Origin of the sequence: Streptomyces maremycinicus, assembly GCF_001184025.1 — a bacterium.
GTDB classification, from domain to species: Bacteria; Actinomycetota; Actinomycetes; order Streptomycetales; family Streptomycetaceae; genus Streptomyces; species Streptomyces maremycinicus.
Window position 1 is genome coordinate 219,824 of record NZ_BBYG01000015.1, and the last position, 14,436, is coordinate 234,259.

The following is a 14,436-nucleotide window of genomic DNA, read 5'->3' on the forward strand; positions in this document are numbered from 1 at the left end:
CATTGTTACCTATACTCACAATGAACGGCGTCCTGATATTGTTCCCGTATGACCACCCCCGAATCCGACAGCCTGCTCGCCGAGCAGTTGCTGCGGCTGACGCGCCGGGTGCACCGCATCCAGAAGCACCATCTGGAGCGGAGCGGGCTCGGCGTCACCCCGGCCCAGGCCCGGTTGCTGCGCACGCTGGCGCACTGCGACTCGCCGCCGCGCATGGCCGACCTCGCCGAGCGGCTCGAGGTGGTGCCCCGGGCCGTCACGACCCTGGTCGACGGGCTGGAGGGGAGCGACATGGTGCGGCGGGTGCCGGACCCCACCAACCGGCGGGTGATCCGGATCGAGCTGACGGAGGAGGGCCGCAAGGCCCTGCGCCGGCTCCGGGGCGCGCGGGTGTCCGCCGCCGAGGAGATCCTCGATCCGCTCACGGACCTCGAACGCCAGGTGCTGAGCACGTTGCTGGACGCGCTGGTGGACGGGACAGCGGACCGAACGGCCGAGCACGGACAGAAGCCCGGGCAGCGGCACGGGCACGGACCTGGGCATGGACATGGGGACGGGCATCCGGACCGGCAGGGGGACGGGCATGGGCAGGCGCGGGGGCGTACCTGCTGAACCTGCTTCTCACGGCGGGTGCTCCATGGGGAGTCCGCTCCCCGCGAGGACGCCCCTCCGCCGCGGGCGCTATGCCTTCAGCGCTGTCCTGTCCCCCATGACCACGACAGGATGCCGATCCGGGTCGAGGGTGCGCAGCAGGTACTCCATCGCCGCTCCGGACAGGCTGACGCAGGCCGACGTGCCGCTGCCGTGGTCCATGTGCAGCCAGATCCCGCCACCCTTCGCCTCGCCTTCGGGCCGCGCAGGGTCGTTCGGCGGGACGCCCCTGACACGGTTGTAGTCGATGGCGATGACGTAGTCGAAGTCGTGCCGGTGCGACCTCGCCCACCAGCGCGGCGCCGCGAAGGAGGCGGACCGTGTGTACGGCAATCGGGTGCCGGGATCGGCCAGGACACCGCCCGCGTCGGTGAGCGTGAACACGCCGATCGGACTGCGCTTGTCCCCGGCGCGGTGCTCGGTGGTCCAGCCCTTCCTGCCGTTGTGTCCCCGCCAGCTGCGGACCCGCTTCCAGTCCGCTCCCCTTCCGGCGTAGAACACGACGGTGGCCTCCGCGGAGTCCTTCCCGTCGCCGTACACCGCCACGACCTGGCGTGAGGCAGCGGGGATCCGCCGTTGCCACCGGTCGCCGACACCCGGGAGGCCGGTCGCCGCGACCTTGCTGGACGAGGTCCCGCCGCTCCCGGCGGCCACCCCCGACGTACCGTCAGTCCCGTTTCGCGCGGCCGCACCACCGCACGCGGACAGGGCGGCGAGGAGAAGGCCGCAGATCACCGGTGCGACTCCCACGCGCCGCACAGAGCCAGGTCGCATCGGCCCATGCTCGCACCGCTTTCCGGGCGTCAGCGCCATGTTCCGGACATCCGGGCCGTGTCGGACGGCTGCCGGATCCCGCCGTCGCCACCGAAAACCGGTTGATTCTGACCACGCTGCGACGCGAACCTTGCACGGTTTGTTGCCGCTCGCCGCGCACCTTTTCGTCCGTCCGCCGCCCCTGCCCACCCGCCGCCTTCCCCTGCCCCTCTCCTGCCCCTCCCCTCTCCTCCCCTCCCCCTCCCCCTCGTCTCCTTCTCCTCCTCCCCCTGACTCGAGCCACTGGGACGTCATGCAGATCCAAGACCTTCCGTACCCCGACCCCGGCGTGCCGGACGCCCGCTCGGGGCCGCGCTTCCTGTGGTGGCTCGGCCGCAACCAGCTGGGCGGCCAGCTCAAGTCCCTGGCCTGGGGCCTGCTGCACTTCGTCGCCGTCTCGGCGCAGCCGTTCTGCGTCGGGTTCGCCATCGAGGCCGTCGTCGACCGTTCCGGTACCCGGCTCGCCCTCACCGGCGGGGTGATGGCCCTGTGCGGCGCGGCCACCGCGATCGGGGACACCTTCCTGCACCGCGCCGCCGTCACCAACTGGATCACCGCCGCCGCCCGGGTGCAGCAACTGCTCGCCCGCAAGGCCTCGCAGCTCGGCTCGGCACTGACCCGGCGGGTCGCTGCCGGCGAGGTCGTGGCCGTCTCCACGGGCGATGTCGAGAAGATCGGCTGGCTCGTGGAGGCCGTGTCCCGCTTCACCGCCGCCGCCCTCACGGTCCTGCTGGTCTGCGTGGGCCTGGTCGTCTACCAGCCCGCGCTCGGCGTCGTGGTCGCCGTGGGCCTGCCCGTCCTCGCGCTCGCGGTGCTGCCCCTGCTGCCCGCGGCGACGCGGCGCGCCGACGTCCAGCGCGAGAAGGCCGGACGCGCCACCGAACTCGCCTCGGACACCGTGGCGGGCCTGCGGGTGCTGCGCGGGATCGGCGGCGAGGAACTGTTCCTCGACCGCTACCGCAGCGCCTCGCAGGAGGTCCGGCACGCGGCCGTGCGCAGCGCTCGCATGTGGTCGCTGATCAGCGCCATCCAGGTGCTGCTGCCCGGGCTGCTGCTGATCACGGTCGTCTGTTACGGCGTCCATCTGGCCCACGAGGGCCGCATCAGCGTCGGTGAACTGGTCACGGTCTACAGCTCCGTCCTGGTCCTGGCCTATCCTCTCCGGCACTTCGAGGAGATCGCGATGGCGTACTCCTTCTCGCGCCCGTCGGCCAGACGCGCCGCCCGGGTGCTGTCCCTGGAGCGCGCCACCGACATCGGCGGCTCCCGCGCGGCCGACGTACCCTCGGGCGATCTGTACGACCCCGCCACCGGGCTGCTCGCCCCGACCGCCCGGCTCACCGCCGTGGTGTGCGGCGACCCGGACGCGGCCGGAAGGCTCGCGGAGCGGCTGGGCGGGCATCCCCCGGAGGCGAGCCCTTCGGTCCTGCTCGGCGGGGTCCCGCTGAACGAGCTGCCGCTGGACTCCGCGCGCACCTCGGTCCTCGTCCAGGACAAGGACCCGGTGCTGCTGTCCGGTTCCCTGCGGAACCTGCTCGACGTGCCGGCCTCGGGTGCGGTAACCGCGGGTACGGCGCTGGCCGCCGCCCAGTGCGGGGACGTCCTCGACGCGCTCGTGCAGGGATCGTTGGACGCCGACGACCCGATGGACGCCCGTATCACCGAGCGCGGCCGGTCCCTCTCCGGCGGCCAGCGGCAACGGCTGGCGCTGGCCCGCTCGCTGTACACGGACCCCGAGGTCCTCGTCCTGGACGAGCCCACCTCCGCCGTCGACTCGCACACCGAGGCGCGGATCGCCGACGGCCTGCGTGAACTGCGGGCGGGGCGCACGACGGTGGTGTTCACCTCGTCCCCCCTGCTGCTCGACCGCGCCGACCGGGTCGTGCTCGTGCACGAGGGCGAGGCCGTCGCGGCGGGCGTGCACCGTGAACTGCTGCGCTCCGAACCCCGGTACCGGGCCGTGGTCACCAGGGAGACCGACGAGGAAGCCGCGTCGGCCGAGGCCTCGAAGGAAGAAAAGGCCTCCCTGAGCGGTGTGTCGGAGGGCCTGGAAGACGACCGGCTCGAAGAGATCGAACGCGAAGAGATCGAGGAGACCGCATGATCGGCGTGGCGCCGCCCGCCTACGACCCGGCGGCACCGACGACGGCGAACACGCTGCCCGTCGGCGCCCCCGCGACCGTACGCGCCTACGTGGCCGAACTCCTGCGTCGGCACCGCCGCGCCTTTCTCCTCCTCCTGCTCGTGAACACCGTCGCCACCGTCGCCTCGATGGTGGGTCCGTGGCTGCTCGGCGACCTCGTGGAGCGGCTGTCGGACGGCGCGCGCGAGGTCCACCTCGGGCTCGTCGCCACGCTGTTCGTGCTCGCCCTGGTCGTCCAGGCCGCCTTCGTACGGCAGGTGCGGCTGCGCGGCGCGATGCTGGGTGAGCGGATGCTGGCCGACCTGCGCGAGGACTTCCTCGTACGTTCGGTGCGGCTGCCGCCGGGGGTGCTGGAGCGAGCCGGTACGGGTGACCTGCTGTCCCGCATCACCACCGACATCGACCGGCTGGCCAACGCGATGCGCGAGGCGGTGCCCCAGCTGACGATCGGCGTGATGTGGGCCCTGCTGCTGCTCGGCGGGCTCGTCGTCACGGCGCCGCCGCTGGCTCCCGCCGTGCTGGTCGCGGTCCCGCTGCTGGTGGCCGGGTGCCGCTGGTACTTCAAGCGGGCTCCGGCCGGCTACCGCTCGGAGGCCGCCGGATACGCCGCCGTGGCCGCGGCCCTCGCCGAGACCGTGGACGCCGGCCACACCGTGGAGGCCCACCGGCTGGGCGACCGCCGCGTCGAGCTCTCCGAGCGGCGCATCCGGCAGTGGACCGCCTGGGAGCGCTACACGCTGTGGCTGCGGTCGGTGCTGTTCCCGGTCATCAACATGGTGCATGTCACGGTGCTCGGCTCGGTCCTCATGCTCGGCGGAGCGTTCGTGCTGAAGGGCTGGATCGACGTCGGTCAGCTGACGACGGGCGCGCTGCTGGCGCAGATGCTCGTCGACCCGGTGAACCTCATCCTGCGCTGGTACGACGAGCTCCAGGTGGCCCAGGTGTCGCTGGCCCGCCTGGTCGGAGTGCGGGACATCGAGCCGGACGGCGGGGACTCCGGGCTCGTGCCGGACGGCCACGACGTGCACGCGGACCGGGTCCACTTCGGCTACCGGGAGGGCGTCGACGTGCTGCGCCAGGTGACCCTGGAGGTCTCCCCCGGCACCCGGCTGGCCCTGGTCGGACCCTCGGGGGCCGGGAAGTCCACGCTGGGGCGGCTGCTGGCCGGGATCTACGCGCCGCGCGACGGCCGGATCACCCTCGGCGGCGCCGAGCTGTCGCGGATGACGGCGGAACGGGTCCGCTCCCATGTGGCGCTCGTGAACCAGGAGCACCACGTCTTCGTGGGTTCCCTGCGCGACAACCTCCGGCTCGCGCTCCCCGACGCGCGACTGCGCCAGGGCCAGGGCCGGGATGCCCCGACGGCCCCGACGGCCCCGAGGGCCGAGGAGGGCGCCGTGAACGCCGAGGAGGCCGAGCTCTGGGCGGCACTGGGCGCGGTCGACGCGGACGGCTGGGCCCTGGCCCTGGACGACGGCCTCGACACCGAGGTCGGCTCCGGCGGCGTCACGCTCACCCCGGCGCAGGCCCAGCAGATCGCCCTGGCCCGGCTGGTCCTGGCCGACCCGCACACGCTGGTGCTGGACGAGGCGACCTCGCTGCTCGACCCGCGTGCCGCCCGCCATCTGGAACGGTCCCTCGCCCGTGTCCTGGACGGCCGCACCGTCGTCGCGATCGCCCATCGTCTGCACACCGCCCACGACGCCGACGTCATCGCCGTCGTCGAGAACGGCCGCATCAGCGAGCTGGGCAGCCACACCGAGCTCGTCGCGGCCGACGGAGCGTACGCGGCACTCTGGCGGTCCTGGCACGGCTGACGCGCGAGGAGTCGGCGACGCGACGCCGCCGGCCCGGGCTCGTGCTCGGGCCGGCCCGGGTTCGGAGGCACTCTCGGCTGCCTCCGCACGGGGTGGCGGACCGCCTGCCACGGGGGCGGGGGCGACCTCCGGTCCGGGCCTTCGCGACCGCTCGCGGACGGCCCGACCCCGCCTTCGAGCGCGCTCTGGCGTTGCGCGGTCCCGAAGCGGAGTGGAACGCTGGAGAGCGGCACCCGCGCGGAAGGCAGTCGGGATCCCTCCGGAACACACCGCGCCCGACCGGTGCCCCGTGCGACGGCACCCCGCCGCCGACCGCGATGAGAACGGGGCCGACACCCCCTGGAGGTACCCGTGAACAGTGCCGACGGATGGGGGGACGACGTCTACCAGCCCGACGCGTCCGACATCCAGGAGGACTCGGGACTGCTCGACACCGAGGACACGCTCGAGAACGACGGCGTCGAGGACCCCCTCGACCGCGGCTGGTCCCCTCCAGAACGCCCCTGGGCGGTCGAGCACGACGGTGTGACCGCCGCGGAGCGCCGACGGGGCGAGACCCTGGACCAGCGGCTCGCGGAGGAGAACCCCGAGCTCGGCGCGCCGGACGGCGACGGCCTCGGCGACTGCGACGGCACCGACGGGGAACTCCTCGACAACGAGGTCGGCTCCGCCCGCTCCGGCAGGCTCGTGGCACCGGACGAGGGAGCCCACGAGGACGAGGAGAGCGCACTGGTCGCCACCGACGTGGGCATCGACGGCGCGGCGGCCTCCGCCGAGGAGGCCGCGATGCACATCGTCGACGAGGACGCCCTGTCCGGCTGACCCGGCCCGGGCCGCCACGGCCGCCAGGGCGGTTCCCGGCGCATCGGCGTCATCGGCGCCGTCAGTGCGACCCGCGCCGTCCGCGCCGCTCGAACGGCCACCACCGCCACCACCGCCACTGCCCCCACCACTGCCAACGCCGCCATCGCCACCGCCAGCGCACGAGGAGTCCTCATGCAGCAGGACAAGCAGCCCGACTACCACGCGGTCGTGTTCCGCGACCGGACCGCCGGCTACGCCTTCCTGACCCGGTCCACCGCCACCAGCGAGCAGACCATCGAGTGGGACGACGGCGAGACCTACCCGGTGGTGGACGTGGAGATCTCCTCCGAGAGCCACCCCTTCTACACCGGCAAGGCGCGCACCGTGGACGCGGAGGGCCGGGTCGCCCGCTTCGAGCGGCGCTACGGCGACGGCGGGGCGATGACCTGACCCGGTGCGGTCACCACCGCCAACGCGACCACCGCCACTACCACCACCGCCACCGTCGGCCGCATCCGTCGTGTCGTCGTTCGTCAGATGTAGTTGAGCGCGGCCGCGCCGCCCACTCCCCCGAGCACCATGAAGACGGGCATCAGCACCTTCAGCTCGACCCAGCTGCCGGCCCGGAACCGCATAGCCTTGGGCGGACCGATCGGGTACCAGCGCTTGCGCCCGATCGGGATGGGCCACAGGACCGGGCAGCCCGAGACGGTCAGGGCGTCGCCGATGTCGTGCACCAGGGCGCCCAGCACGATCGGCAGCCCCAGCCACAGGTACTGCTGGCCCGGGTCCGTGAACAGCCAGTGCGAACCCTGGCCGGGCTTGTCCAGGACACCGGCGAGGATCCAGGCGCTGGTCGCGGCCAGCAGCCACACCAGCACATCGCTGCTCGATCCCCGGGCCGCCCGCCACAGCAGCCCCTCGATCGCCAGCACCATGTGCACGAAGAGCAGCCCGAGGACAGCCCAGCGGCCACCGGTGATCGCCAGTGCCGAGGAGCCCGCGCCGATCATGACGGCCCACAGCCAGGTGTGCGTCAGGGTGCGGTGACCTCCGGAGCGGCGCGGGTCGCCCTGCTTCCGCGTGCCCTTGTAGACGGCGTAGGAGAGCTTGTCGACGATCTCGCACAGCCAGCGCGAGACGGGTCCGAAGGCGCGCGAGATGGTGGCGGCCTTGTGGTCGAGATCCGGGGCGAGCGCTGCTCCGGCGCAGATCAGCGCACCCGCGAGCAGGACGGGCCAGGGCATCGTGTGCCCGGCGGCGGCCGCGGCCGCACCGACGCCGAGCCAGGCGGCCGCGCCCGACAGTGAGTGTGCTGGTCCCATCATGGCCGGTGCCCGCCCTGTTCCTCGTTTGCCGCTGTCCAGTTGACCGGGTGCGTTGACGCTCCGTCGGCGACACAGCGTAGCGGTCGTGATCTTCGGGCCGGCAGCCGATTCCCCCATCGGAGGCGAGGGCAGGCAAGATGGGGGCGTGACCCTCATCGATCAGTTGCCCCCGACCGCAGATCCCGACGCCCTGTACGAAGCCTTCGAGTCCTGGGCGCAGGAGCGTGGTCTGACGCTCTACCCCCACCAGGAGGAGGCGCTGATCGAGGTGGTCTCCGGGGCGAACGTGATCGTGTCCACGCCCACCGGCTCCGGCAAGAGCATGATCGCGGCCGCCGCGCACTTCGCGGCGCTGGCCCGTGACGAGGTCACCTTCTACACGGCTCCGATCAAGGCGCTGGTGTCGGAGAAGTTCTTCGAGCTGTGCAAGATCTTCGGCACGGAGAACGTCGGCATGCTGACCGGCGACGCGTCCGTGAACTCCGACGCCCCGGTCATCTGCTGCACGGCCGAGGTGCTCGCCTCGATCGCCCTGCGCGACGGCCGGAACGCGGACGTCGGCCAGGTCGTCATGGACGAGTTCCACTTCTACGCGGAGGGCGACCGCGGCTGGGCGTGGCAGATCCCCATCCTGGAGCTGCCGCAGGCGCAGTTCGTGCTGATGTCGGCCACGCTCGGCGACGTGTCGTTCTTCGAGAAGGACCTGGCCCGGCGCACCGGCCGTCCGACGTCGGTGGTCCGCTCGGCGACCCGGCCGGTGCCGCTGTCCTACGAGTACCGGTACACCCCGATGACGGAGACGCTCAGCGATCTGCTGGTCACTAGGCAGGCGCCCGTCTACATCGTGCACTTCACGCAGGCGCAGGCGGTGGAACGGGCGCAGGCGCTGATGAGCATCAACATGTGCTCGCGCGAGGAGAAGGAACGGATCGCCGACCTGATCGGCAACTTCCGCTTCACCACGAAGTTCGGCCAGAACCTCTCGCGCTACGTGCGGCACGGCATCGGCGTCCACCACGCCGGCATGCTGCCCAAGTACCGGCGCCTGGTGGAGAAGCTCGCCCAGGCCGGTCTGCTGAAGGTGATCTGCGGTACGGACACGCTCGGCGTGGGCGTCAACGTGCCCATCCGCACCGTGCTGTTCACGGCGCTGACCAAGTACGACGGCAACCGGGTGCGTACCCTGCGGGCCCGTGAGTTCCACCAGATCGCGGGCCGGGCCGGCCGGGCCGGCTACGACACGGCGGGTCTGGTGGTGGCGCAGGCTCCCGAGCACGTGATCGAGAACGAGAAGGCCCTCAACAAGGCCGGTGACGACCCGAAGAAGCGCCGCAAGGTGGTACGCAAGAAGGCGCCCGAAGGTTTCGTGGGCTGGACGGAGAACACGTTCGACAAGCTCATCGAGTCCGACCCGGAGCCGCTGACGTCCCGCTTCCGGGTCACGCACACCATGCTGCTCTCGGTGATCGCCCGGCCGGGCAACGCCTTCGAGGCGATGCGGCACCTGCTCGAGGACAACCACGAGCCGCGCAGGCAGCAGCTTCGGCACATCCGGCGCGCGATCGCGATCTACCGCTCGCTGCTGGACGGCGGGGTCGTCGAGAAGCTCGACGAACCGGACGCCACCGGCCGCGTCGTCCGCCTCACCGTCGACCTCCAGCAGGACTTCGCGCTGAACCAGCCGCTGTCCACCTTCGCGCTGGCGGCGTTCGAGCTCCTCGACCCGGAATCGCCCTCCTACGCTCTCGACATGGTCTCCGTCGTGGAATCCACGTTGGACGACCCGCGCCAGATCCTCGCCGCGCAGCAGAACAAGGCGCGCGGTGAGGCGGTGGCCGCGATGAAGGCGGACGGCGTCGAGTACGAGGAGCGGATGGAGCGCCTCCAGGACGTCACGTACCCGAAGCCCCTGGAGGAGCTGCTCTTCCACGCGTACGACACCTACCGCAAGAGCCACCCGTGGGTCGGCGACCATCCGCTGTCGCCGAAGTCCGTCATCCGTGACATGTACGAGCGGGCGATGTCCTTCACCGAGCTGGTGTCCCACTACGAACTGGCCCGCACCGAGGGCATCGTGCTGCGGTACCTGGCCGGCGCCTACAAGGCCCTGGACCACACCGTCCCGGACGACCTCAAGTCGGAGGATCTCCAGGACCTGGTGCAGTGGCTGGGCGAGATGGTGCGCCAGGTGGACTCCAGCCTCCTGGACGAGTGGGAGCAGCTCGCCAACCCGGCGGAGATGACCGCCGAGGAGGCCCAGGAGAAGGCCGACGAGGTCAAGCCGGTCACGGCCAACGCGCGTGCCTTCCGGGTCCTGGTCCGCAACGCGATGTTCCGCCGTGTCGAACTCGCGGCCCTCGACCACGTCGACGAACTCGGCGAGCTGGACGGCGAGTCCGGCTGGGACGCCGACGCCTGGGGCGAGGCGATGGACAAGTACTGGGACGAGTACGACGACCTCGGCACCGGCCCGGACGCCCGAGGCCCCAAGCTGCTCATCATCCAGGAGGAGCCGCAGAACGCCCTGTGGCGGGTGCGGCAGATCTTCGACGACCCGAACGACGACCACGACTGGGGCATCAGCGCGGAGGTCGACCTCACGGCCTCCGACGCCGAGGGCCGCGCGGTCGTCCGCGTCACCACCGTCGGCCAGTTGTGAGTACCGAAGAGGGCACAGGAGAAGCGCACCGATGACGAATCCGGCCGAGAGGCTCGTCGATCTGCTCGACCTCGAGCAGATCGAGGTCAACATCTTCCGCGGCCGCAGCCCGCAGGAGTCCCTCCAGCGGGTCTTCGGCGGCCAGGTGGCGGGCCAGGCGCTGGTCGCCGCCGGCCGCACCACCGAAGGGGACCGGCCCGTGCACTCGTTGCACGCGTACTTCCTGCGGCCGGGCCGGCCGGGTGTGCCCATCGTGTACCAGGTCGAACGGGTGCGGGACGGGCGGTCCTTCACGACCCGCCGGGTCACCGCCGTGCAGCAGGGGCGCACGATCTTCAATCTCACCGCCTCCTTTCACAAGCCTGAGGAAGGTCCCTTCGAGCACCAGCTGCCGCCGGCCCGCGAGGTGCCGGACCCGGAGTCGCTGCCGACGGTCGTCGAGGAGATCCGCGAGCATCTGGGCGCGTTGCCGGAGCAGTTGGAGCGGATGGCGCGCCGCCAGCCCTTCGACATCCGGTACGCGGAGCCGTTGCGCTGGAGCGCCGAGGACGTCAAGGGGGCGGAGCCCCGCAGCGCGGTGTGGATGCGCGCGGTCGGACCGCTGGGTGACGACCCGCTCGTCCACACCTGCGCGCTCACCTACGCCAGTGACATGACCCTCCTGGACGCCGTCCGTCTCCCGGTCGAGCCCTTGTGGGGTCCGCGCAACTTCGACATGGCGTCGCTGGACCACGCGATGTGGTTCCACCGTCCGTTCCGCGCGGACGAGTGGTTCCTGTACGACCAGGAGTCGCCGATCGCGACCGGGGGGCGCGGGCTGGCCCGTGGCCGGATCTACGACCTGGAGGGGCGCCTGCTGGTGTCCGTCGTCCAGGAGGGGTTGTTCCGGGCGCTGTAGGGCGCTGTGGATCCGGCGCGTCACCCGCCGCGGCGGCGCAGCCAGGTCAGCAGCCCGCGATTCGGCCGGTCGGGCTCACCGGGTGAGCCGGGCGGGCCGGGTGAGCCGGGCGGTTCCGACGGCGCGGCCGACCGCTTCGGGGCCGGTTTCGGGGAGGGCCGTGGCGCGGGCTGCTCGGCTCGCGCCTCGTCGACGGTGCGTTCCAGGTCGTACCGCAGCCAGTCGATCTCGTCGGGGGCGTCGGCTGTCGTGATCTTCTCGATGAGCTGCGCGGCCGGTGTGCCGGGGGTGGCGTGGGCCGGGGGTCCGGGCCGGAACCTGTTCAGGTGGGAGCGTTCGTAGGGGTCCCTGACGATCTCCGCGACCTGGAGCGGGTCGAGGAACGCGGCCAGCGCTCCGGCGCGTTGCCAGGGGCCGTCGGCCTGCCGGTGCAGGAAGCCCAGGTGGCGTCCCCGCCAGTTGCGGGGCCGCAGGTCGACGCCGGCGGCCAGCTGACTGCGCAGCACCTCGGGTGTGCGACCGGTCAGCAGGAAGGCGTTGGTCCCTTCGGTGGCGAACTGCCTCAGCTCGTCGGCGAGATAGAGCCAGACGACGACCCGGTAGCGGTTCAGGTAGAACCTGACGGGCACCACCAGTCCCAGGCGCGCGAGGCGGGTGAACCGGGCCGGGGGCACGCCCAGGATCGCGGCGGCCTCGCCGGTCCCCACGGCCAGCACGCCCGCGCGCAGCGTTTCGGGGAAACGGGGGTCCGCCCGCAGACGTTCGATCTCCGCCCGCGGCACCCGGCGGCCCCCTCCGCCGTCGTCGGGCACGGTCCTGACCCGCCCGAGGTGCACGGCGAGGTCGAACTCGCTTCGTTTCAGCTCCAGTTCCCGCGCTGCCCGGCTCGGGGCGAAGGAAGCTGAGTGTGGTCGTGTGACGGTGTTGCCGGACATGGTCGTCTCCCCCGTGGAGCGAATCGGAGTACAGCGGGCCCGCACGGTCGCGGTGGCCTCGGAAAAAACCGTAGCCGGAACCGCCGACAGCGGTGCGAGCCTGTGGACAACTCCACGGGGAGAGACAGAACCGCAGGTCAGAGATCTTCCAGTGGTGCGCGGTCGGGTTGCCTGGCGTCCACGGTCAGGTGCTCTCCGACCCGGTTGACGAGCAGGGTCATCTCGTAGGCGATCTGCCCCATGTCGGCCTCCGCCTCGCTGAGGACGCACAGACAACTGCCGGTGCCAGCGGCGGTGACGAACAGCACCGCGTCGTCGAACTCGATCATCGTCTGGCGTACCCGGCCCGCGCCGAAGTGCCGCCCTGATCCCTTCGCCAGGCTGTGCAGTCCGGACGAGACAGCGGCGAGATGCTCCGCGTCCTCCTGGAGCAGACCCGTGCTCGCCCCCGCCACCAGCCCGTCGTTGGACAGGACGAGCGCGTGCCGGACGTGTTCGACGCGCTCGGTCAGGTCGTCCAACAGCCAGGCCAGTCCCTGCTTCTGCGCCATGTCCCGCTCCCCGTGTGACGGTCCCCGTGCGATCCCCGGCCTCGCCGGAGAATCTGCCCGCCAGCCTTCCCCAGGAGCGGCCGCGGGAGCAAGGAGGATGGCGGCATGGCACAGAAGATGACCGATGAGGAATGGCGGGCCTTCGTCGCGCACGGAACCCGCACCGGCAAGCTGTCCACCGTCCGGGCCGACGGCAGTCCGCACGTGGCACCGGTGTGGTTCCTGCTCGACGGGGACGAGGTGGTGTTCAACACCGGCAGGGACACGGTGAAGGGGCGCAATCTGGCGCGGGACGGCCGGGTCGCCCTGTGCGTGGACGACGACCGGCCGCCCTTCGACTACGTGGTGCTGCGGGGCCGGGCCCGTATCTCGGAGGACCCGGACGAGCTCCGGCGGTGGGCGACCCGGATCGCCGCGCGGTACATGGGTGACGAGCGCGCCGAGGAGTTCGGTGCCCGCAACGGGGTTCCGGGCGAACTGCTCGTGCGGGTCACCGTCGACAAGGTCCTGGCGCAGAAGCGCATCGCGGACTGACCGGACCGGCGGGGGCGCGTCAGCCCACCGAGTCGAGCAGCCGGGCGGTGTGCATCCGCCCGGCGTACTCGACGAGCCGGATCAGCACCTCCTTCCCCGAGGCGCGGTCCCGGGCGTCGCACAGGACGACGGGCGTGCCGCTGTCGAGGTCGAGGGCGCGCGAGACGTCCTGGGCGCCGTAGGTCCGGCTGCCCACGAAGCAGTTGACGGCCACCACGAACGGGATGTGCCGGTGCTCGAAGTAGTCGACGGCGGGGAAGCAGTCCTCCAGACGCCGGGTGTCGGCGAGGACCACGGCGCCCAGGGCCCCCTGTGACAGCTCGTCCCACAGGAACCAGAAGCGGTCCTGGCCGGGGGTGCCGAACAGATAGAGGGAGAGGCCGGAACGGATGGTGATCCGGCCGAAGTCCATGGCCACGGTCGTCGTGACCTTCTGGTCCACGCCGTCGGTGTCGTCGACGGTCTGTCCGGCCGCGCTGAGCAGTTCCTCGGTGCGCAGCGGCTTGATCTCGCTGACCGCGCCCACCATGGTGGTCTTGCCCACGCCGAACCCGCCGGCGACCAGTATCTTCAGCGCCAGGGGAGCCGTGTCGCCGCCCGTGGTGTCGGATTGTTCGGAGACCATGGATCACTTCTCTCGGGAGTGTCGGCAACGGTCGAGGTCGGTTGCGGGAGGCCGTGGCCGGGCGCGGCGGTCGCGCGGGGTCTCGGCGCCGGGTGCGAAGTCAGCATCATGACAACTGCGGTCCCTTTACGAGGGGTTCGACCGCTATCTGCCCGATGTGACCGAGTCTTGTGCGTTCGGTGTCCGAAGGCGCGCACGAGTCGGCGGGCGGGGGTCGGTACGCGTCCAGGTCCGTCCCGGGGTTCGTCTAGAGCGCGCGAAGGCCCTCGATCACCTCGCGCAGAATCCGTTCGTCGGGCAGCTGGGCGGGCGGGACCGGGCGGCTGACGGTGACGCAGCCGAGTTCCAGCAGGTCGCCGAGGAGCACCCGGACCACGCCCACCGGGAGATCCGCGCCCGCCGAGAGTTCGGCGACGGACTGGGTCTCCGTGCGGCAGAGGCCGAGGAGGGCGCGGTGTTCCGGTCCGAGCGCCATGCCGTCCGTGCCCGGCGCGGCCGGGTCCAGGGTGACGAGCGCTATCAGGTCGAAGCGCACTCCGGTGGGACCCGGCTTCGTCCGCCCGCCCGTCATGGCGTACGGACGGACGAGCGGGCCGGCTTCGCTGTCGTACCACTGGCTGCCCGGCTCTCGCGGGGTGCCGGTCATGTCCTCGGTCATCTGCACGCGTCGCTCTCCGG

At 71.8% G+C, this 14,436-nt stretch carries 14 protein-coding genes; 8 read left to right on the forward strand and 6 right to left on the reverse strand.

The window, feature by feature from the left end:
* The first annotated feature begins 48 nt into the window (after window positions 1-48).
* Window positions 49-612, forward strand: coding sequence for a MarR family winged helix-turn-helix transcriptional regulator (locus tag AOQ37_RS21755; protein ID WP_062646267.1), 564 nt, complete (start codon window positions 49-51; stop codon window positions 610-612).
* A gap of 69 nt (window positions 613-681) precedes the next feature.
* On the opposite strand, the gene AOQ37_RS21760 is transcribed toward AOQ37_RS21755, so the two are convergent.
* A complete protein-coding gene (locus AOQ37_RS21760) occupies window positions 682-1,425 on the reverse strand; it encodes a L,D-transpeptidase family protein (protein ID WP_062646268.1) in 744 nt (247 codons plus the stop codon).
* 292 nt (window positions 1,426-1,717) lie between these two features.
* Between AOQ37_RS21760 and AOQ37_RS21765 the strand changes: the two genes are divergently transcribed.
* The 4 genes from AOQ37_RS21765 to AOQ37_RS21780 all read left to right on the forward strand — a co-directional run bounded on the left by AOQ37_RS21765 (window position 1,718) and on the right by AOQ37_RS21780 (window position 6,678).
* Complete coding sequence (locus AOQ37_RS21765; RefSeq protein WP_062646269.1) at window positions 1,718-3,568, forward strand: ABC transporter transmembrane domain-containing protein; 1,851 nt, start codon at window positions 1,718-1,720, stop codon at window positions 3,566-3,568.
* Window positions 3,565-5,424 (forward strand): ABC transporter ATP-binding protein, encoded by a 1,860-nt coding sequence (locus AOQ37_RS21770; RefSeq protein WP_062646270.1) that lies wholly within the window; start codon window positions 3,565-3,567, stop codon window positions 5,422-5,424. The genes AOQ37_RS21765 and AOQ37_RS21770 overlap by 4 nt, the downstream gene beginning before the upstream one ends.
* A gap of 351 nt (window positions 5,425-5,775) precedes the next feature.
* Window positions 5,776-6,246, forward strand: a complete 471-nt coding sequence (locus tag AOQ37_RS21775) for a DUF5709 domain-containing protein (protein ID WP_062646271.1) — start codon at window positions 5,776-5,778, stop codon at window positions 6,244-6,246.
* A 174-nt stretch (window positions 6,247-6,420) separates the two neighbouring features.
* The gene (locus tag AOQ37_RS21780) at window positions 6,421-6,678 is read left to right on the forward strand and encodes a type B 50S ribosomal protein L31 (protein ID WP_062646272.1); all 258 of its coding nucleotides are present in this window, start codon (window positions 6,421-6,423) and stop codon (window positions 6,676-6,678) included.
* 83 nt (window positions 6,679-6,761) lie between these two features.
* Here AOQ37_RS21780 and AOQ37_RS21785 read toward each other — a convergent pair whose 3' ends face one another.
* Window positions 6,762-7,556 carry a metal-dependent hydrolase gene (locus tag AOQ37_RS21785; protein WP_062646273.1) on the reverse strand — a complete coding sequence of 265 codons (795 nt, stop codon included), beginning with the start codon at window positions 7,554-7,556 and terminating at the stop codon, window positions 6,762-6,764.
* 145 nt (window positions 7,557-7,701) lie between these two features.
* On the opposite strand from AOQ37_RS21785, the gene AOQ37_RS21790 reads away from it, so the two are divergent.
* Together AOQ37_RS21790 and AOQ37_RS21795 are read left to right on the forward strand one after the other, a co-directional pair.
* Complete coding sequence (locus AOQ37_RS21790; protein WP_062646274.1) at window positions 7,702-10,215, forward strand: DEAD/DEAH box helicase; 2,514 nt, start codon at window positions 7,702-7,704, stop codon at window positions 10,213-10,215.
* 31 nt (window positions 10,216-10,246) lie between these two features.
* Complete coding sequence (locus tag AOQ37_RS21795) at window positions 10,247-11,113, forward strand: acyl-CoA thioesterase (RefSeq protein ID WP_062646275.1); 867 nt, start codon at window positions 10,247-10,249, stop codon at window positions 11,111-11,113.
* A 20-nt stretch (window positions 11,114-11,133) separates the two neighbouring features.
* Here AOQ37_RS21795 and AOQ37_RS21800 read toward each other — a convergent pair whose 3' ends face one another.
* Window positions 11,134-12,048 carry a DUF6397 family protein gene (locus AOQ37_RS21800; RefSeq protein WP_062646276.1) on the reverse strand — a complete coding sequence of 305 codons (915 nt, stop codon included), beginning with the start codon at window positions 12,046-12,048 and terminating at the stop codon, window positions 11,134-11,136.
* Between the two features lie 137 nt (window positions 12,049-12,185).
* Window positions 12,186-12,599: a roadblock/LC7 domain-containing protein gene (locus AOQ37_RS21805; RefSeq protein WP_062646277.1), complete on the reverse strand. Its 414-nt coding sequence runs from the start codon at window positions 12,597-12,599 to the stop codon at window positions 12,186-12,188.
* Window positions 12,600-12,704: 105 nt separating this feature from the next.
* Here AOQ37_RS21805 and AOQ37_RS21810 point away from each other — a divergent pair, with 105 nt between their 5' ends.
* Window positions 12,705-13,133: a PPOX class F420-dependent oxidoreductase gene (locus tag AOQ37_RS21810; RefSeq protein ID WP_062646278.1), complete on the forward strand. Its 429-nt coding sequence runs from the start codon at window positions 12,705-12,707 to the stop codon at window positions 13,131-13,133.
* A 19-nt stretch (window positions 13,134-13,152) separates the two neighbouring features.
* Here AOQ37_RS21810 and AOQ37_RS21815 read toward each other — a convergent pair whose 3' ends face one another.
* Window positions 13,153-13,758, reverse strand: a complete 606-nt coding sequence (locus tag AOQ37_RS21815) for a GTP-binding protein (RefSeq protein WP_062646279.1) — start codon at window positions 13,756-13,758, stop codon at window positions 13,153-13,155.
* Window positions 13,759-14,005: 247 nt separating this feature from the next.
* Window positions 14,006-14,416: a DUF742 domain-containing protein gene (locus AOQ37_RS21820; RefSeq protein WP_062646571.1), complete on the reverse strand. Its 411-nt coding sequence runs from the start codon at window positions 14,414-14,416 to the stop codon at window positions 14,006-14,008.
* Between the last annotated feature and the right edge of the window lie 20 nt (window positions 14,417-14,436).